The organism is Pseudomonas sp. GW821-FHT10C09 (assembly GCF_059415465.1).
Window position 1 is genome coordinate 115003 of the sequence record NZ_JBWKNG010000011.1, and the last position, 18668, is coordinate 133670.

General features: G+C 60.0%; 14 protein-coding genes. 13 read left to right on the forward strand and 1 reads right to left on the reverse strand.

Going from position 1 to position 18668, the window contains the following annotated elements; translation table 11 throughout:
- Nucleotides 1-4: 4 nt before the first annotated feature.
- Entirely contained in the window at nt 5-2650 is a 2646-nt protein-coding gene (gene aceE / locus AC07N8_RS13455) for a pyruvate dehydrogenase (acetyl-transferring), homodimeric type (RefSeq protein WP_123435555.1), read from the reverse strand.
- Nucleotides 2651-3033: 383 nt separating this feature from the next.
- Here aceE and glnE point away from each other — a divergent pair, with 383 nt between their 5' ends.
- The 13 genes from glnE to AC07N8_RS13520 all read left to right on the forward strand — a co-directional run bounded on the left by glnE (nt 3034) and on the right by AC07N8_RS13520 (nt 18663).
- Nucleotides 3034-5973: a bifunctional [glutamate--ammonia ligase]-adenylyl-L-tyrosine phosphorylase/[glutamate--ammonia-ligase] adenylyltransferase gene (gene glnE / locus AC07N8_RS13460; protein ID WP_493144006.1), complete on the forward strand. Its 2940-nt coding sequence runs from the start codon at nt 3034-3036 to the stop codon at nt 5971-5973.
- A 308-nt stretch (nt 5974-6281) separates the two neighbouring features.
- Nucleotides 6282-7316, forward strand: a complete 1035-nt coding sequence (gene waaF, locus AC07N8_RS13465; RefSeq protein ID WP_483841051.1) for a lipopolysaccharide heptosyltransferase II — start codon at nt 6282-6284, stop codon at nt 7314-7316.
- Between the two features lies 1 nt (nt 7317).
- Nucleotides 7318-8379 (forward strand): lipopolysaccharide heptosyltransferase I, encoded by a 1062-nt coding sequence (waaC, locus tag AC07N8_RS13470; protein ID WP_493144008.1) that lies wholly within the window; start codon nt 7318-7320, stop codon nt 8377-8379.
- Nucleotides 8379-9500 carry a glycosyltransferase family 4 protein gene (locus AC07N8_RS13475; protein WP_483841053.1) on the forward strand — a complete coding sequence of 374 codons (1122 nt, stop codon included), beginning with the start codon at nt 8379-8381 and terminating at the stop codon, nt 9498-9500. The genes waaC and AC07N8_RS13475 overlap by 1 nt, the downstream gene beginning before the upstream one ends.
- Nucleotides 9500-10306: a lipopolysaccharide core heptose(I) kinase RfaP gene (rfaP, locus tag AC07N8_RS13480; protein ID WP_483841054.1), complete on the forward strand. Its 807-nt coding sequence runs from the start codon at nt 9500-9502 to the stop codon at nt 10304-10306. Before AC07N8_RS13475 ends, rfaP begins: the two co-directional genes overlap by 1 nt.
- Nucleotides 10306-11040 (forward strand): lipopolysaccharide kinase InaA family protein, encoded by a 735-nt coding sequence (locus tag AC07N8_RS13485; protein WP_493144010.1) that lies wholly within the window; start codon nt 10306-10308, stop codon nt 11038-11040. The genes rfaP and AC07N8_RS13485 overlap by 1 nt, the downstream gene beginning before the upstream one ends.
- Nucleotides 11037-11789 (forward strand): lipopolysaccharide kinase InaA family protein, encoded by a 753-nt coding sequence (locus AC07N8_RS13490; protein ID WP_483841056.1) that lies wholly within the window; start codon nt 11037-11039, stop codon nt 11787-11789. Before AC07N8_RS13485 ends, AC07N8_RS13490 begins: the two co-directional genes overlap by 4 nt.
- Complete coding sequence (locus AC07N8_RS13495; protein ID WP_493144012.1) at nt 11789-13240, forward strand: lipopolysaccharide kinase InaA family protein; 1452 nt, start codon at nt 11789-11791, stop codon at nt 13238-13240. Before AC07N8_RS13490 ends, AC07N8_RS13495 begins: the two co-directional genes overlap by 1 nt.
- Before the next feature lie 223 nt (nt 13241-13463).
- Nucleotides 13464-13799: a YceK/YidQ family lipoprotein gene (locus AC07N8_RS13500; RefSeq protein ID WP_483841058.1), complete on the forward strand. Its 336-nt coding sequence runs from the start codon at nt 13464-13466 to the stop codon at nt 13797-13799.
- Nucleotides 13800-13801: 2 nt separating this feature from the next.
- Entirely contained in the window at nt 13802-14668 is an 867-nt protein-coding gene (locus AC07N8_RS13505) for a DUF3800 domain-containing protein (protein WP_493144092.1), read from the forward strand.
- A gap of 227 nt (nt 14669-14895) precedes the next feature.
- A complete protein-coding gene (locus AC07N8_RS13510) occupies nt 14896-16653 on the forward strand; it encodes a carbamoyltransferase family protein (protein WP_310266764.1) in 1758 nt (585 codons plus the stop codon).
- Complete coding sequence (locus tag AC07N8_RS13515; protein ID WP_493144013.1) at nt 16637-17767, forward strand: glycosyltransferase; 1131 nt, start codon at nt 16637-16639, stop codon at nt 17765-17767. The genes AC07N8_RS13510 and AC07N8_RS13515 overlap by 17 nt, the downstream gene beginning before the upstream one ends.
- Nucleotides 17767-18663 (forward strand): antimicrobial resistance protein Mig-14, encoded by an 897-nt coding sequence (locus AC07N8_RS13520; RefSeq protein WP_493144015.1) that lies wholly within the window; start codon nt 17767-17769, stop codon nt 18661-18663. The genes AC07N8_RS13515 and AC07N8_RS13520 overlap by 1 nt, the downstream gene beginning before the upstream one ends.
- The last annotated feature ends 5 nt before the right edge of the window (nt 18664-18668 follow it).

Here is an 18668-nt window from a genome sequence, read left to right on the forward strand (position 1 = left end):
CTCCTCAGCAGTCCAGTGGGTTGAGTTTTTCCGGGTTGATACCGAACTTGGTGATGGCTTCAGCCACAACCTTAGGTTCGATGTCACCACGGTCAGCCAATGCTTCCAGGGCTGCCAACACCACGAAATGACGGTCGACTTCGAAGAAATGACGCAGTTTCTTGCGGCTGTCGCTGCGGCCGAAACCGTCGGTGCCCAGGACTTTGAATTCCTTGGACGGGACCCACTGACGAATTTGCTCAGCGAACAACTTCATGTAGTCGGTAGAGGCGATGACCGGACCTTTACGGCCGTTCAGGCACTCTTCGACGTAGCTCAGCTTAGGCTTCTGGCCCGGGTGCAGACGGTTGGTGCGCTCGACGGCCAGGCCATCGCGACGCAGTTCGTTGAAGCTGGTAACGCTCCATACGTCAGCGCCGACGTTGAACTCTTCACGCAGAATCTTCGCCGCTTCACGCACTTCACGCAGGATGGTGCCGGAGCCCATCAGCTGAACGTGGTGCGCCGCTTCGCGGGTGTCTTCTTCGAGCAGGTACATGCCCTTGATGATGCCTTCCTCGACACCGGCCGGCATGGCTGGCTGCTGGTAGGACTCGTTCATCACGGTGATGTAGTAGAAAACGTCCTGTTGCTCTTCGGTCATCTTCTTCATGCCGTCCTGGATGATCACCGCCAGCTCATAGCCGTAGGTTGGATCAAAGGTGCGGCAGTTCGGGATGGTGCCGGCCAGGATGTGGCTGTGACCATCTTCGTGTTGCAGGCCTTCGCCGTTCAGCGTGGTCCGGCCGGCGGTGCCGCCGATCAGGAAGCCACGGGTACGGCTGTCGCCAGCGGCCCAGGCGAGGTCGCCGATACGCTGGAAGCCGAACATCGAGTAGAAGATGTAGAACGGCAGCATTGGCTGGTTGTGGCTGGAGTACGAAGTACCGGCAGCGATGAAGGAGCTCATGGCGCCCGCTTCGTTGATGCCTTCTTCGAGGATCTGGCCCTTCTTGTCTTCCTTGTAGAACATCACCTGGTCTTTATCGACTGGCTCGTAGAGCTGGCCGACGGAGGAGTAGATGCCCAACTGACGGAACATGCCTTCCATACCGAAGGTACGGGCTTCGTCCGGGATGATCGGAACGATGCGCGAGCCGATTTCCTTGTCCTTGACCAGTTGCGCGAGGATCCGCACGAACGCCATGGTGGTGGAAATCTCACGGTCACCCGAGCCATCAAGGATTGCCTTGAGGGTATCGAGTGGCGGCGTTGGTACGCTGATGCTCTTCGCGCGGCGCTGTGGCACGAAACCGCCCAGTGCAGTGCGGCGCTCGCTCAGGTAACGGGCTTCGGCGCTGTTTGGCTCTGGCTTGAAGAACGGCAGGTTTTCCAGCTCTTCGTCCTTGACCGGGATGTCGAAACGATCGCGGAACAGCTTCAGGCTTTCAACATCAACCTTCTTGGTGTTGTGCGCGGTGTTCTTCGCTTCGCCGGCACCGGTGCCATAACCCTTGATGGTCTTGGCCAGGATGACGGTTGGTTGTTCTTTGTGGTTGACCGCTTCGTGGTACGCCGCGTAGACCTTGTACGGGTCGTGGCCGCCACGGTTGAGTTTCCAGATCTCGTCGTCGGACAGATCAGCAACCATCGCCTTGAGTTCTGGCGAGTTGAAGAAGTGTTCGCGCACGAACGCGCCGTCTTTGGCTTTGTAGTTCTGGTACTCGCCGTCGATGACTTCGTCCATGCGACGTTGCAGGATGCCGTCGACGTCTTTGGCCAGCAGTGGGTCCCAGAAACGGCCCCAGATGACTTTGGTCACGTTCCACTGAGCACCGCGGAACACGCCTTCGAGTTCCTGGATGATCTTGCCGTTGCCGCGAACCGGGCCGTCGAGGCGCTGCAGGTTGCAGTTGATGACGAAGATCAGGTTGTCGAGCTTTTCGCGGCCAGCCAGCGAGATCGCGCCCAGGGATTCCGGCTCGTCACACTCGCCGTCGCCCAGGAAGCACCAGACTTTCTGCTTGCCTTCAGGAATGAAGCCACGGGCTTCCAGGTACTTCATGAAACGTGCCTGGTAGATCGCCTGGATCGGGCCCAGACCCATGGATACGGTCGGGAACTGCCAGAAGTCAGGCATCAGCCAAGGGTGCGGGTAGGACGACAAGCCGTGACCATCGACTTCCTGGCGGAAGTTGTTCATCTGGTCTTCGGTGATGCGGCCTTCCATGAATGCACGGGCGTAAACGCCTGGCGAGGTGTGGCCCTGGAAGTAGATCAGGTCGCCGCCGTGTTCGTCGGTCGGGGCCTGGAAGAAATAGTTGAAGCCGATGTCATACAGGGTGGCGCTGGAGGCGAAGCTGGAGATGTGACCGCCCAGGTCAGAATCTTTCAGGTTCGTACGCATCACCATGGCCATCGCGTTCCAGCGTACCAACGAGCGAATGCGGCGTTCCATGAACAGGTCGCCAGGCATGCGTGCTTCGTGGGTAACAGGAATGGTGTTGCGGTATGGCGTGGTGATGGCGTAAGGCAATTGCGAACCGCTGCGGGTCGCCAATTCGCCCATACGGGTCATCAGATAGTGAGCGCGGTCTTCGCCTTCTTTGTCGAGAACCGATTCCAGGGCGTCCAGCCATTCCTGGGTTTCGACGGGATCGAGGTCTTGCATGGCTTGCTCCAGGGCGGAAAGGCTTCCAGAATCGGTTGCCTGAGTTTGCGACTGGCCTTGTGGGCAGACGATATAAATTCTTGGATTGCCGAGAGGTTGTTCCGGCGGCGTGTAGTTTTACTACAAATCTTCGGGCATTTCAGCCTTTCGAATGTATATACGAGTAGTAAAACTACAGATGAATGGCTTGTGGCCTCCGGCTGCGTTGTGAGAATAATCGTTAAGGTTGGTCTTTTACCAACCACAAAAGGTGAAAGCTTGATGTTCACTGCCAAAAATAAAGAATTTTCAGCTATTTCTAACTTTTGTTCGACAGTCCTCCACGTAGTGCAATATGAAAATTCACTACATGCAACCCGTTCTACGCCGATCAAGGATAGACCATGAGCCTTCCCGCGCTTGCCGAACTGCCCGCCATTCTCCTGCCGTTTGTCACCCGTGCCGAGCAGTCGTTCCGCGCCGCCGTTGCGGCACTTGAAGACGAGCATGGCCTGTCGACCTGGACGCCGGAACGCTGGGTGCAATTCGCCCGTGTCGCGGCGGCCAGCGACTTTGTGATTGAACAGAGTGTGCGTGACCCTTTGATGTTGCTGGCGCTGGTGCAGTCCGGCGAACTGGACCGCAGCTACGCGCCCGGCGAGTTGTGCGCGCAGATTGCGGCGGCGGTGAATGCAGCGGAAACCGAAGACGAACTCGGCCGCGTCCTGCGTCGCCAGCGCACCCGTCATCAAGTGCGGATCATCTGGCGCGACCTGACCCGTCAGGCGGATCTGGTCCAGACCTGCCGCGACCTCTCGGACATGGCCGATGCGAGCATCGATCAGGCCTATCAGTGGTTGTACTCGCGTCACTGCCAGCAATTCGGCGTGCCGACCGGCCGGCGCAGTGGCGAGCCGCAGCAGATGGTCATCCTCGGCATGGGCAAGCTCGGCGCCGTGGAGCTCAATCTGTCGTCCGACATCGACCTGATCTTCGCCTACCCCGAGGGCGGCGAAACCGTCGGGGTGAAGCGCTCGCTGGATAACCAGGAATTTTTCATCCGCCTCGGCCAGCGTTTGATCAAGGCGCTGGACCCGATGACCGTCGACGGTTTCGTGTTCCGCGTCGACATGCGCTTGCGCCCTTACGGTTCGGCCGGTGCGTTGGTCTTGAGCTTCAATGCGCTGGAGCAGTATTACCAGGATCAGGGCCGGGACTGGGAGCGTTACGCGATGATCAAGTCGCGGGTGGTGGCCGGCGATCAACTGGCCGGCGCGCAATTGCAGGACATGCTGCGCCCGTTCGTTTACCGGCGTTACCTGGATTTTTCGGCCATCGAAGCGTTGCGCACCATGAAGCAGCTGATCCAGCAGGAAGTGCGGCGCAAGGGCATGGCCGACAACATCAAGCTCGGTTCTGGCGGCATCCGCGAAGTCGAATTTATCGCCCAGGCCTTTCAGCTGATTCACGGCGGCCGCGACCTGAGCCTGCAACAACGTCCTCTATTAAAAGTACTGAGCACGCTGGAAGGTCAGGGTTACCTGCCGCCGGCGGTCATCAGCGAGTTGCGCGAAGGCTACGAATTCCTGCGTTACACCGAGCATGCGATCCAGGCGATCGCCGACCGCCAGACCCAGATGCTGCCGGACGGCGCGCAGGATCAGGCGCGCATTGCCTTTATGTTGGGCTTTGCCGACTGGGACGCTTTCCACGAGCAACTGATGTATTGGCGTGGCCGCGTGGCCTGGCACTTCGCTCAGGTGATTGCCGATCCTGATGAAGAGGAAGGCACCGAAAGCGAAGTGGTGGTCGGCGGCGAATGGCTGCCGCTGTGGGAAGAGGCTCAGGACGAAGAAGCGGCTTGCCGTCAGTTGGAAGAGGGCGGTTTCAAGGACGCCACCAAAGCCCTGAAAGCGTTGGCCGGTTTGCGCAGCAGTCCGCAACTGCGAGCGATGCAGCGGCTGGGTCGAGAACGCCTTGATGCCTTTATTCCACGGTTGTTGGCTCAGGCTGTTGAGCATGCCAATCCGGATCTGGTGCTGGAACGCGTGTTGCCGCTGGTGGAAGCCGTGGCCCGTCGCTCCGCGTACCTGGTGTTGCTGACCGAAAACCCCGGTGCGCTGCGCCGCTTGCTGACCTTGTGCGCCGCGAGCCCGTGGATCGCCGAGCAAATCACCCGTTTCCCGCTGCTGCTCGACGAATTGCTCAACGAAGGCCGGCTATTCAAGCCGCCGCTGGCGCCGGAACTGGCCGCCGAGTTGCGCGAGCGCCTGACGCGGATTCCCGAGGACGACCTCGAGCAGCAAATGGAAGCCCTGCGCCATTTCAAACTGGCGCATCGCTTGCGCGTCGCGGCCTCGGAAATCGCCGGCAGTCTGCCGTTGATGAAAGTCAGCGATTACCTGACCTGGCTGGCTGAGGCGATCCTCGAACAAGTGCTGGCCCTGGCCTGGCGCCAGACCGTGGCCAAGTACGGCACGCCGCTGCGCACCGACGGCACGTTGTGCGATCCCGGCTTCATCATTGTCGGTTACGGGAAAGTCGGCGGGCTGGAATTGGGGCATGGTTCGGACCTCGACCTGGTGTTCATCCATGACGGCGATCCGCAAGCGGAAACCGACGGGCCGAAACCGATTGATGGCGCGCAATTTTTCACCCGGTTGGGGCAGCGGATCATTCACCTGCTGACGGCGCAGACCAACTCCGGCCAGTTGTATGAAGTGGACATGCGCCTGCGCCCGTCCGGTGCATCGGGGTTGTTGGTCAGTTCGCTGGGGGCGTTTGCCCGCTATCAGGAAAATGAAGCCTGGACTTGGGAGCATCAGGCGTTGGTGCGGGCGCGGGTGCTGGTGGGCAGTCAGGACGTCGGCCAGGCGTTCGAGAAGGTGCGCGCAGCGATATTGGGCAAGGCGCGGGACCTGGCGACCTTGCGTCAGGAGGTCAGCGAGATGCGTGCCAAGATGCGCGACAACCTTGGCAGCAAGAGCACCGCGGCCGGCACCGGGGCAAATGCCTTCGAGGCCACGGCGCCGTTCGATCTCAAGCAGGACGCCGGAGGTATCGTCGATATTGAATTTATGGTGCAATACGCGGCCCTGGCGTGGTCCGAAACACACCCGCCATTGCTGCGCTGGACCGACAACATCCGCATTCTGGAAGAGCTGGAACACGAAGGGCTGATGCCCGTCGAAGACGCCAACTTGCTGCGCGAGGCCTATAAAGCCTACCGCTCCGCCGCTCACCGGCAGGCCTTGCAGAAGGACGCCGGGGTGATACCAGGCGATCAGTTCGCGGACGAACGGCGACAGGTACTGCGGATCTGGCGCGAGCTGGGATTGAGTTGAAGCTGGCTTGGAATGTGGCAAGCTTTTGTGGCGAGGGAGCTTGCTCCCGTTCGGCTGCGAAGCAGTCGTAATTCAGTCGGCGCAGTGTGTCAGTTGAAATTCGGTGGCAGATCCAGGGGCTGCTTCGCAGCCCAGCGGGAGCAAGCTCCCTCGCCACAACGTTTTATGTTTGCTGATATAGATATGTATGAATTTGATCCGATGAGTCCCAACCGGCTCATCCAAAATGACCTGGCAGCCAAGGCTGCGAGTGCTGGATTCTCGAGGCGGGGAGGCGTAGGCCTCCCCGGTTCGTTTTTGGAAACCACATGAAAATTCTGATCGTTGGGCCCAGTTGGGTCGGTGACATGGTGATGGCGCAGACACTGTTTCAGTGCCTCAAGCAACGCCACCCGCAATGCGAAATCGACGTCCTGGCCCCCGAGTGGAGCCGGCCGATCCTGGAGCGCATGCCCGAAGTCCGGCAGGCCTTGAGCTTTCCGCTCGGCCACGGTGCCTTGGAGCTGGCGACCCGTCGGCGCATCGGCAAATCCCTGGCCGGCCAGTACGACCAGGCGATTTTGCTGCCCAATTCGCTGAAGTCGGCGCTGGTGCCGTTCTTCGCCGGCATTCCTAAGCGCACCGGCTGGCGTGGCGAGTTCCGCTACGGCCTGCTCAATGACGTGCGCACGCTGGATAAAGAACGTTATCCGCTGATGATCGAGCGCTTCATGGCCCTGGCTTATGAGCCCGGCGCCGAACTGCCGACCCCTTATCCACGCCCGAGCTTGCAGATCGACCCGGTCACCCGCGAAGCGACGCTGGCCAAATTCGACCTGGCCCTCGACCGCCCGGTGCTGGTCCTGTGCCCAGGTGCCGAGTTCGGCGAAGCCAAGCGCTGGCCGTCCGAGCATTACGCCAAGGTCGCCGAGGCGAAGATTCGTGAAGGCTGGCAAGTCTGGCTGTTCGGTTCGAAAAACGATCACGCGGTGGGCGAAGACATCCGCGCGCGGCTGATTCCCGGCCTGCGTGAAGAGGCGGTCAACCTCAGCGGCGGCACCTCGCTGGCCGAAGCCATCGATTTGATGTCCTGCGCCGATGCGGTGGTGTCCAACGACTCTGGCCTGATGCACGTCGCCGCCGCGTTGAACCGCCCGCTGGTGGCGGTCTATGGCTCGACATCGCCGGGCTTTACCCCGCCGTTGGCCGAGCACGTCGAAGTGGTACGCCTGGGCATCGAATGCAGTCCGTGCTTCGATCGCACGTGCCGTTTCGGTCATTACAACTGCTTGCGCCAGCTGATGCCGCAAGCAGTGAACGAAGCCTTGCAGCGGTTGCAGGGCACTGTGGTCGAGGTCAAATAGTTTGCGGGTTCTGCTGATCAAGACTTCTTCACTGGGCGACGTGATTCACGCGTTGCCGGCGTTGACCGACGCGGCGCGGGCGATCCCCGGCATCAAGTTCGACTGGGTGGTGGAAGAAGGCTTTGCCGAGATTCCGACCTGGCACCCGGCCGTGGGCAAGGTGATCCCGGTGGCGATCCGTCGCTGGCGCAAGAACCTCTGGCAAACCATCAAGAGCGGCGAGTGGAAGCGCTTCAAACAAGCCATTCGTGCCGAAAAATATGATCTGGTGATCGACGCCCAGGGCCTGCTGAAAAGCGCCTGGTTAACACGCTACGTCAAGGCGCCCGTTGCCGGGCTGGACAAGGACTCGGCGCGCGAGCCGGTGGCGGCGCGTTTCTACTCCCGTCGTCTGGCGGTGGGGCGTGGGCAGCACGCGGTGGAGCGGGTGCGCCAGCTATTCGCTCTGGCGTTGGGCTATGACTTGCCCAAAGGCTTGGGCGACTACGGCCTGAACGTCGAGCGCCTGGTCGAACTGCCGCGCAAGAATCCGTACGTGCTTTTCCTGCATGGCACCACGTGGGACACCAAACACTGGCCCGAAGCCTACTGGCGCGAGCTGGCCGAGCGCGTCGGCTATCTGGGCGTCGGCGTGAAGCTGCCGTGGGGCAACCCGATCGAGAAAGCCCGGGCCGAGCGCATTGCCGCCGGGTTCCGCCATGTCGAAGTGTTGCCCAAGTTGAACCTCGCCGGTGTCGGCAAAGTGCTGGCCGGCGCGCAGGCCTGTGTCGCCGTGGACACCGGCCTGGGTCATCTGGCCGCCGCGCTCGACGTCCCGACCCTGTCGCTGTTCGGCCCGACCAACCCGGGCCTGACCGGTGCCTACGGTAAAGCGCAGATTCACATCGCCAGCGATTTCCCCTGCGCCCCGTGCCTGCAAAAGAAATGCACGTATCAACCGACGGAACAGGATGCCCGTCAGTTCAACCTGAAACGCGAGTGGCCGTTGTGCTTCACGCGTCTGAATCCCGAGCGTGTCGCGACCCGACTGAGCACGTTGTTACTGGCTGAGGAGCTGCGCTGATGCAATTGGCATTCGTCTTGTACAAGTATTTTCCGTTCGGGGGGCTGCAGCGTGACTTCATGCGCATCGCCCTCGAATGTCAGCAGCGCGGCCATCAGATTCGTGTCTACACACTGATCTGGGAAGGCGACGTTCCGCCGGGTTTCGAAGTGTTGGTGGCGCCGGTCAAGGCGCTGTTCAATCATCGCCGTAACGAAAAACTCAGCGAGTGGATGGAAGCGGATCTGGCCAGGCGCCCCGTGGACCGCTTGATCGGTTTCAACAAGATGCCGGGCCTGGACGTTTACTACGCCGCCGACGGCTGTTTCGAAGACAAGGCGCAGAACCTGCGGCACTCGCTGTACCGTCGCTGGGGCCGCTACCGGCACTTCGCCGAGTACGAGCGCGCGGTGTTCGCCAAGGACGCCAAGACTGAAGTGCTGATGATTTCCGAAGTGCAGCAGCCGCTGTTCATCAAGCATTACGACACGCCGCTGGAACGTTTTCACCTGCTGCCGCCAGGGATCTCCCAGGACCGTCGCGCGCCGGCCAATGCCGCCGAGATTCGTGCCGGTTTTAGAGCCGAGTTCAACCTGAAAGACGATGAACTGCTGCTGGTGCAAATCGGCTCCGGGTTCAAGACCAAAGGCGTGGATCGCAGCCTCAAGGCGCTGGCCGCTTTGCCCGCCGATCTGAAGAAACGCACCCGGCTGTTTGTAATTGGCCAGGATGACCCCAAATTATTCCAGATGCAGAGCGCTGCTTTGGGTCTGGGCGATAACGTGACGTTCCTCAAGGGGCGCAGCGATATCCCGCGTTTCCTGCTCGGCGCTGACCTGTTGATCCACCCGGCGTACAACGAAAACACCGGGACCGTGTTGCTCGAAGCCCTGGTGGCCGGGTTGCCGGTGTTGGTGAGCGCGGTCTGTGGTTACGCCCATTACATCGCCGAGGCCGATGCCGGTCTGGTGCTGGACGAACCCTTCGAGCAGGCACAACTGACGCAGTACCTGACCGGCATGTTGAATGACGCTCAAGCACGGGCGGCCTGGAGCCGCAACGGTCTGGCCTTTGCCGAGACGGCCGACCTCTACAGCATGCCGCAACGCGCGGCCGATGTGATTCTGGCGGAGCACGCTTAATGAAGTTGATGCTGGCTGAACCGTTCAAGAGCCTTTGGGCCGGACGCGATGCGTTCACCGAAGTCGAAGGCCTCGAGGGCGAGGTTTACCGTGAGCTGGAAGCGCGCCGGACCTTGCGCACTGAAGTGAACGGCAATGGTTTTTTCGTGAAGATCCACCGGGGCATTGGCTGGGGCGAGATCTTCAAGAACCTGCTGACGGCCAAGCTGCCGGTCCTCGGCGCGGGTCAGGAATGGAAAGCCATTCAGCGCTTGCAGGAAGTCGGCGTGCCGACCATGACCGCCGTGGCTTACGGCGAGAAGGGCAGCAACCCGGCGGATCAGCATTCGTTCATCGTCACCGAAGAACTGGCGCCGACCGTCAGCCTCGAAGACTTCAGCATTGATTGGGTCAAAAACCCGCCCGAGCCAAAACTCAAGCGAGCGCTGATCGCCGAAGTCGCGCGCATGACTGGCATGATGCACCGCGCCGGGGTCAACCATCGCGACTGCTACATCTGCCACTTCCTGCTGCACACCGACAAACCGGTGACGGCGGATGATTTCAAACTCTCGGTGATCGACCTGCATCGTGCCCAGACCCGCCCGGCGATCACCCAGCGCTGGCGCAACAAGGATCTGGCGGCGCTGTACTTTTCGGCCCTGGACATTGGCCTGACCCGGCGCGACAAAATGCGTTTCCTCAAGGGCTACTTCCAGCAGCCACTGCGCCAGATTCTGGCCGAGGAAGCGTCATTGCTCGCCTGGCTTGAAGGCAAGGCCAATAAACTCTATGACCGTAAACAGCGATATGGGGATGCGCTCTGATGGCGGGTTGGAGACTGGAGCCCGCTTACAGCGATTTGGCAGAAGATTTTGGCAGCCTTGAAGCGGTGTTCGCGCTGCAAGGCGAGCGCGTGACCCGCGACCCGTTGTCCGAGGTCATCCGCGTCAATCGCAACGGCGTCAATTATTACGTCAAACGCTACGTCGGCGCTGGAAAAGGCCTGCGTCGTTACCTGGGCAAACCCCGGGTAAAGGCCGAATGGCAGAACCTCAAACGCTTCGCCAAGTGGGGCATTCCCACCGCCGAAGTGGTGGCCTGGGGCCTGGAGCGACGTGGCGCAGCCTACAGTCGTGGGGCGATGATCACCCGCGAACTGCCCAACACCGAAGACCTGTCGGCCTTCGCCGAGCGCCGCGACGCCAAGTTGGCAGACCGTGCCTGGGTCGACGCCATCAGTCGGCAATTGGCCGGTTACACCCGGACCATGCACGACAATCGCTTTACCCATAACGATTTGAAGTGGCGCAACCTGCTGGTCGATGATCAAGCCCGACTGTTCCTGATCGATTGCCCCAATGGCGATTTCTGGCACGGCTTCTGGCTTAAATACCGCATCACCAAAGACCTGGCCTGCCTGGACAAGGTGGCCAAATATCACCTGTCGGCGACCCAGCGCCTGCGCTTTTACCTGCAATACCGCCAGCGTGACCGGCTGAATGCCGCCGACAAGAAACGCATCCGGCACGTGGTGAGATTTTTCGAGGGACGCGAATGACTGATTTTCTGGCCGCTGAAGACCGTGCGCTGCTTGAGCGCCATGGCCTCGGCACGTTCGATGCGCTCTGGGCCAAACAGCTCGAAGCCGTGGATGAGCCCAACACCGTGGGTGGTGGCTGGAGCAGTGTGTTTCGGCTGGACCTGGAGGGTCGTGGTTTTTACCTCAAGCGCCAGAGCAACTACCTGACGCGCACCTTCCACGCGCCCTTTGGCGAGCCGAGCTTTGCCCGTGAGTTTCGCAACATCAGCCGCTATGAAAAGCTCGGTATTCCGGCGCTGAAGGCAGCGTTTTTTGGTGAGCGTAAAGTCAGCGGCGAAGTCCGCGCGGTGCTGCTGACTCGCGCGCTGGACGGTTGGGATGACCTGGATTCGCTGTTGCAGCGCTGGTCGGACCTGAGCGAGGCGCAACATTCGGCCATTCTCAAAGCCTGTGGTGAGCTGGCGCGACGTCTGCACGGCGTGCGTCAGGTTCATGGCTGTTTCTACCCCAAGCATATTTTTCTTCAGGCGACGGGCGACGGGTATCTGGCTCAGTTGATCGACCTAGAAAAGACCCGGCCGCTGCTGTTCGGTCAGCGTGATCGGGTCAAGGACCTGGAGCCGTTGCTGCGTCGCGCACCGGAGTGGACCGACGCGCAGTTGCGCGAATTGCTGGCGGTCTATGTCGATCAGCCCTCGGACAGTTCGCTGGTGGACAGTTGGGTGTCACGTCTGACTGCGCGACGCAGTCGCAAGGAGACCCGCTGATGCGCTTGTCCGAGCTGAAAAACGCTGGCCGCACACCGAGTCTTCCCATGAGCATTGCGCTGGCCGATGCCGCAGGTCCCGCCGATTTGCAATTGTTGAGCCTGCTGCGGGTTTTGCCGGGGCAGCGTTATGTCGGTGCCGGCGTGTGGCGTGGCCGTCCGGTGCTGGCCAAGTTACTGGTCGGCAGCAAGGCAGCGCGACATTTTCAGCGTGAACTGGCCGGCGTGCGTTTGCTTGCCGATCAAGGCCTGACCACCCCGCAGTTGCTGGCGGATGGGCTAAAGGAAGGCGAGGGCGGCTGGCTGCTGTTCGATTTCCTCGAGGGCGCCGAAAGCCTGGGGGAGACTTGGAAAAAAGTCGAACACTTGCCCGTGTTGGCGGATATGCAAGGGGCGGTGATTGCCGAGGCATTGGGCGCAATCGGCCAAATGCATCGCAAGGGGCTGTGGCAGGAAGACCTGCATCTGGACAACCTGCTGCGTCAGCGCGGCCGCTTGTACCTGATCGATGGCGGCGGTGTCTGTGCTGAAACGCCGGGTCAACCGTTGTCGCGCAACAAAGTCCTGGAAAACCTCGGCGTATTTTTTGCGCAGTTGCCCAAGACGCTGGAACCGTTCATCGAAGAACTGCTGGTGTATTACCTGTTGAGCAACGGCGAGCACGCCTTGCCCATGGAAGCCTTGCAGAAGCAGATCGATAAGGTTCGCACCTGGCGCTTGAAAGACTTTCTGATCAAGGTCGGCCGCGAATGCACGCTGTTCAGCGTCCAGCGCGGGGCGTTTGGTCTGCGGGCGATTCGTCGTGAGGAAGAGGCGGCGATGCTGCCGGTGCTGGAGCAGGCCGATGCCTTGCTCGATCAAGGCCATTTGTACAAAACCGGTGGCGCGGCGAGTGTAGGAAAAGTCGAGCTCGATGGTCGGACGCTGGTCATCAAGCGCTACAACATCAAAGGCTTTGCCCATTGGCTCAAACGCTTCTGGCGTCCGAGCCGTGCCTGGCACTCTTGGCGCGAAGGCAATCGCCTGGCGTTCCTCGGTATCGCCACGCCCAAGCCGCTGGCATTGCTGGAGTCGCGTTTTTTCTGGCTGCGCAGTCGGGCCTATCTGGTGACCGAGTATTTGCCGGGGCCGGACATCATCGAGCGTTTTGCGCCTTATGTTGAAAGCGGCAATGCACCTGAAGGGGAACTGCTGGCGCTGGATCATTTGTTCGCCGAACTGATCGGCGCGCGCATCAGTCATGGTGACTTCAAGGGCCACAACCTGTTCTGGCAGGAAGATCGCTGGGCGCTGATTGACCTGGACTCGATGTGTCAGCATGGCTCGGTGGGCAGCTTTGCCCCGGCCTATGCGCGGGACCGGGCGCGGTTCATGCGCAACTGGCCTGAGAGCAGCGCGCTGTATCAGGTCATTGATCAGCGTCTACCCAAAGATATCTCCAGAGCTGCTTGAATCGGACCTTCGGTCCTATCGCGAGCAGGCTCGCTCCCACAGGGGTTTTGTGCACGACGCAGATCCCAGTGTAGGAGTGAGCCTGCTCGCGATGGGGGCCGATGGGGCAACAAAGATTAGGGGACAAGTTTTAATGAAACGTCCTACATGATCTACAGACCCCATGAACTGTGCCCTGAATAGCCACGATGCTAGTTTGCCTGACGTTCACGGAGGGCAAATCTTGACCATAAAAATCGCTGTTATGTTGGGTGCTTTCTCGCTCGCGCTGACCGGCTGCGGGACCACAATGACGGTGCTGCAAGATGATGAAGACGCAGCCCGCAGTCTCAGAAAACAAAAAACCTACTGTCAGTCCATTCCCCGCATTTACAGCGGTCTGGCCTATGACTTCTGCGTATTGAATGCCCCGCCGGATCCGACCGGCTTCCTTGTGCCGTTCGTGCTGCTGGACCTGGGCCTGTCGGGTGTCTTCGATACCGTGTCTTTGCCGTTTACGATCTACCGCCAGGCTACGGACGGCAATCTCAGCATTTACTGGCGCCCAGGCCGTGGGTGACTCTGTTGTATTCCCAACAGTTTTTTCTTTTTGAAAACGAAAGCGAGTTCAACGCTAATGGCGATTCGCAAACGCGTTTGCCTCCAACCGGGAAGTACAGCGACTACATCATCTACGTCGACGAGAGCGGCGATCATGGGATGCAAACATTAGATCCAAACTATCCAATGTTCGTGCTCGCATTTTGTGTTTTTCATAAAAGGCATTATTGCGAAAAGGTTATTCCTGCCCTTCAGAAGTTCAAATTCAATCACATGGGGCACGACCTGATTGGTCTGCATGAGTTGGAAATTCGAAAAGAAAAGGGAGCGTTCTCTAGCCTTTTTACGTCCAGGCAACACAAACATGCCTTTCTGGAGGAGTTGACGGGCATCATTGATGCGAGCAATTTCGTCCTGATCAGTTGCGTCATCGACAAAGCTGCACTCCGTGAAAAACAGGGCCCGGTTCACAATCCTTATCACGTCGCTCTCGGCTTCTGTCTGGAAACGCTTTACGAGTTTCTACAGGAAAAGAATCAGCAGGGTGCGTTGACCCATGTGATTTTCGAGCGTCGGGGGAAGCGGGAGGATAACGAGCTTGAGTTGGAGTTTCGCCGAATGTGCGACGGCGTGAACCGATTGGGCATTCAGCTTCCGTTCGATATTGTCTTTGCAACCAAACAAGTGAATTCCACGGGGCTACAGTTGGCGGATCTTGTTGCAAGACCCATTGGTATGAGCGTTTTGCGTTCAGGCCAGGAAAACCGTGCCTTTGACGTGCTCAAACGCAAGTTCTACTGCAGTGGCGGTCGTAACAACGTGGGAGAGGGTTTTGAAAACTGGGGTTTAAAGATTTTCCCCCTTTCAGAAAGCGAAAAGCCCCGGTGAAACTCACCGAGGCCAGAACGCCGACCGGGATCCCCCAGTCCATTTGCGCAGGAGTCTATGTCGACGACCTTCTACTGTCAACGCGCGCGCCCTCCGTTTCCGGCTAGAGGTTTGCCGCCGCTTTTAAGCTATAATCCCGCCCTTTAGCTGTCTCTCGCCGCTTGCGAGGGCACATTAATTTTTGAGGCGCTTGTCGCCTGCATGCAGACTAAAGAGGCTAGACCCCTGTGGCATTGACGATTCTTGGCCTGTCCGGCGCCCTTAGCCATGATCCTTCCGCAGCCTTGTACATCGACGGCAAGCTGGTCGCGGCGGCTGAAGAAGAGCGCTTTGTGCGCGATAAACATGCAAAGAACCGCATGCCCTACGAGTCGGCGAAGTTCTGCCTGGAGCAGGCGGGCATCAAGCCGTCCGACGTTGATGTGGTGGCGATTCCATTCGCACCGATCAGTATTTTCGGCAAGGCTCGCTGGCAGTACGCCAAGCGTTACTGGTACGCCCCGGATCGTGCTCTTGACGCGATCCTGATGGGTAACCGTCGCTACAAGCGTTATCGCAACAAGATTGTCTGGTGCCTCGAGCAACTGGGCTTCGATCCGAAAAAAATCAAGATCGAGCCGGTCGAACACCACCTGGCCCACGCCTCCAGTGCTTACCACTGCTCCGGTTTCAAAGAGAAAACCGCGATCCTGGGGATCGACGGCAAGGGTGAGTACGCCACGACCTTCTTCGGTTACGGCGAGAACGGCAAGATCCACAAGATCAAGGAATTCTTCGATCCGGACTCCCTCGGCGGCCTGTATGGCGCGATCACCGAGTTCCTCGGTTTCGATATGCTCGACGGCGAGTTCAAGGTCATGGGCATGGCGCCGTACGGCGACGCCAGCAAGTACGATTTCTCGCGCCTGGCTTCGTTCGAAAACGGCGAGCTGGTGATCAACACCGACTACGCCAACGTCATCGGCCTGCGTCGCTACAAAGAAAAGGGCAAGGGTTACTACTTCTCGCCGAAGCTGATCGAGTGGCTGGGACCGAAGCGCGAAGGCGACATCGCCGACGAGCCGTACATCCATTACGCCGCGAGCATTCAAGCGCTGTTCGAGAAAATCTCGCTGCAGATGATCGACTACTACCTGGGCGACGTGCTCAAGGAAACCGGCAAACTGGCTTACGCCGGCGGCTGTGCGTTGAACGTCAAGCTCAACCAGAAAATCATCGCTCGCGATGACGTCAAGGAGCTGTTTGTCCAGCCTGCCTCCGGCGATGCCGGTACGGCGGTCGGCGCGGCGGCGTATGTGTCTAATGCCCGTGGCGTGCCGGTCGAGAAGATGGAACACGTCTACCTCGGCCCGTCGTACACCAACGAAGACGTGCTCGCAGCCTGTGCCCGTCACCCGAGCAAGCCGGTCTGGCGCAAGCTCGCCAACATGCCGGAAAACATTGCCAAGATCATGGTCGACGGCAACCCGGTGGCCTGGTTCCAGGGGCGCATGGAGTTCGGTCCGCGTGCCTTGGGCGGTCGTTCGATCATCGGTTGCCCGAGTGCTGTCGGCGTGGCTGACCGTATCAACCACCAGATCAAGTTCCGCGAGCGCTGGAGGCCTTTCTGCCCGTCGATGCTCGACACCGTGGCCCCGCAGATGATCAAGATCGATCACCCGGCGCCGTTCATGACCTTCACCTTTGAAGTGGCGGAAGAGTGGAAGACCCGCGTGCCGGAAGTCGTCCACGAAGACGGTACGTCCCGGGCCCAGGTGCTCAAGCGCGAGTACAACCCGCGCTACTACGACATGATGAAGGCGCTGGAAGTGCTGACCGGCAACGGCGTGTCGCTGAACACTTCGCTCAACCGTCGTGGCGAGCCGATGATCTGCTCGCCGACCGATGCCCTGAACATGTTCTTCGGCTCTGACCTACAGTATCTGATCATGGAAGACATCCTGGTGGTTAAAGAGGGCGCTGACGCATATGACTCGCTCGGCTGAACGCCATGTGTTGCAGTTCTGTCACGGCTATGACGGCCCGTTTCTGGACTGCGCCCGGCAGTACGCCAGCCTGTTCGCGGGGACCGGCTATCGAGTGACCACGGTCTTTCTGACCGGGGCCGCCGACAGTGAGGTCGCTGCGGGCTGCGCTTCCGATGAAGTGCTGTTCATGGAATACAGCTCCAAGGCCATTCGTGGCCTGAAGCTGGGCGCCATCGGCGATCTGCGCAAGATCGCCGCTTCGCGCAATTTCAGTTTCTGCATTGCCCACCGCTTCAAGCCGATCTACATCGCCTTGCTCGGCACTTCGTTGCCGGTTATCGGTGTGCATCACGGGTTTGGCGATTACAAGCGCGGCACTCGCAAGCTGTTCGCTCATATCTTCCGCAAGCGCCTCAGCCTGCTCGGAATTTCCGACTCGGTGCGTGACGACATGCGCAGTTGCCTGCCGAAATGGCCGGCCGGGCGAATTCAGACGCTCTATAACCGCATCGATGTGCCAGCCTTGCAAACCAGTCAGGTATCGGTTCGGGAGGCTCGGGAAACCCTGGGCCTGGCGGCTGATGCCTGGATTGTCGGTAACGTCGGGCGACTGCATCCGGACAAGGACCAAGCCACGCTGCTGCACGGTTTTGCCTTGGCATTACCGCAGTTGCCGGCCAATAGCCAACTGGTGATTCTCGGTAAAGGTCGACTGGAACAGGACCTCAAGGAACTGGCACGGGAACTGGGTATCGGCGATCGGGTGCTGTTCCTCGGTCAAGTGCCGGATGCTCGTCGCTACTTCCGTGCCTTCGATGTGTTTGCCTTGAGCTCCGATCACGAACCGTTCGGCATGGTGCTGCTCGAAGCCATGGCCGCCGGCGTGCCGTTGCTCGCGACCGCGTGCGGTGGTGCCAGGGAAGTCGTGGAAGGGGTCGGCATCCTGTTCCCGTTGGGCGATGCCGAGCGCCTGGCTCAAGGGCTGCACCATCTGGCCGCGATGGACGAGCAGCAGCGTCACCAGTGTGCCGAGATGATGCTCGACCGCTTGCGAGAGCGTTTCTCCGACCGCGCCGTGCGCGAGGCTTTCTGGCATTTGCCACACGTCACAGAACTGGCACCGAGGGGCTGATGCTCAACCGATTTCAAGGCTGGCGCGAACGTGGCTGGACGGTGGTCGACGCCTCGACTTATGCACAGGCCTGGCAACGTTTTGGCGGTAGCGTCGCGACGCATCCCATGGTGGTTGAACGCCTGGCGCAGTTGGCCGACATCCCGGTGCGCTACCTGGCCTGGGAGCAAAACGGTGAAGTCAAAGCCGCCATCCCGACCTGGGGACGCGACTTGGCGCTGTCCAAGGACGTGCTCAAGCGCCGAGGCAAAAAAGGCTTGTTCGACCTCGGCAATGCCGAGGTGATTCTGCCGGCAGCTGCCGATGCACAAGCACCGCTGCGCCATCGCGGGCGTTATTTGTCGGCCCTTAGCGAAGGCCGTTTCAGCGAAATCAAGCTACAGGCCGAACAACTGGCCATGGCGCGCACGCCCGAAGAACTGTCGAAAAAATTCCGTTACAACCAGCGCCGTGAGTTGCGCCTGCTGGAAGAAGCCGGTGGCGTTGTGCGACCGGTCGCCGAGTTTTCCAGTGCCGAGCTGGCCGCGATTTATTGCGACCTGTTCCAGCGTCGCTGGGGCTTCCCGGCTACCGGTGCAGAGCGCATGGGCGAGGTGATCGAGCTGCTGCGCGACTTACTGATCGGTTCGGTGATTTTCCTCAACGATGCACCGATCGCGATTCAACTGGTGTACCGCGTCGAAGCGCCGGAATGGATCAGCGTCGAGTACATCAACGGTGGCGTCGATCCCGAAACCCGCGAGTTCAGCCCCGGCAGCGTGCTGAGTTTCCTCAACACGCAAAGTGCCTGGGAACATGCTCGCACCCTCGACAAGCCTTTGCGGTTTTCCTTCGGCCGCGCCGACCGGGAATACAAAGACCGCTGGTGCAATCCTGTGCCGGTTTTTACCGTGTGAGTGAA

Coding starts and splice junctions, on each gene's coding strand:
- aceE (WP_123435555.1), bottom strand. CDS start 2,650: ATGCAAGACCTCGATCCCGTCGAAACCCAGGAATGGCTGGACGCCCTG.
- AC07N8_RS13490 (WP_483841056.1), top strand. CDS start 11,037: ATGACTGATTTTCTGGCCGCTGAAGACCGTGCGCTGCTTGAGCGCCAT.
- AC07N8_RS13495 (WP_493144012.1), top strand. CDS start 11,789: ATGCGCTTGTCCGAGCTGAAAAACGCTGGCCGCACACCGAGTCTTCCC.
- rfaP (WP_483841054.1), top strand. CDS start 9,500: ATGAAGTTGATGCTGGCTGAACCGTTCAAGAGCCTTTGGGCCGGACGC.
- waaF (WP_483841051.1), top strand. CDS start 6,282: ATGAAAATTCTGATCGTTGGGCCCAGTTGGGTCGGTGACATGGTGATG.
- AC07N8_RS13520 (WP_493144015.1), top strand. CDS start 17,767: ATGCTCAACCGATTTCAAGGCTGGCGCGAACGTGGCTGGACGGTGGTC.
- AC07N8_RS13485 (WP_493144010.1), top strand. CDS start 10,306: ATGGCGGGTTGGAGACTGGAGCCCGCTTACAGCGATTTGGCAGAAGAT.
- AC07N8_RS13515 (WP_493144013.1), top strand. CDS start 16,637: ATGACTCGCTCGGCTGAACGCCATGTGTTGCAGTTCTGTCACGGCTAT.
- glnE (WP_493144006.1), top strand. CDS start 3,034: ATGAGCCTTCCCGCGCTTGCCGAACTGCCCGCCATTCTCCTGCCGTTT.
- AC07N8_RS13475 (WP_483841053.1), top strand. CDS start 8,379: ATGCAATTGGCATTCGTCTTGTACAAGTATTTTCCGTTCGGGGGGCTG.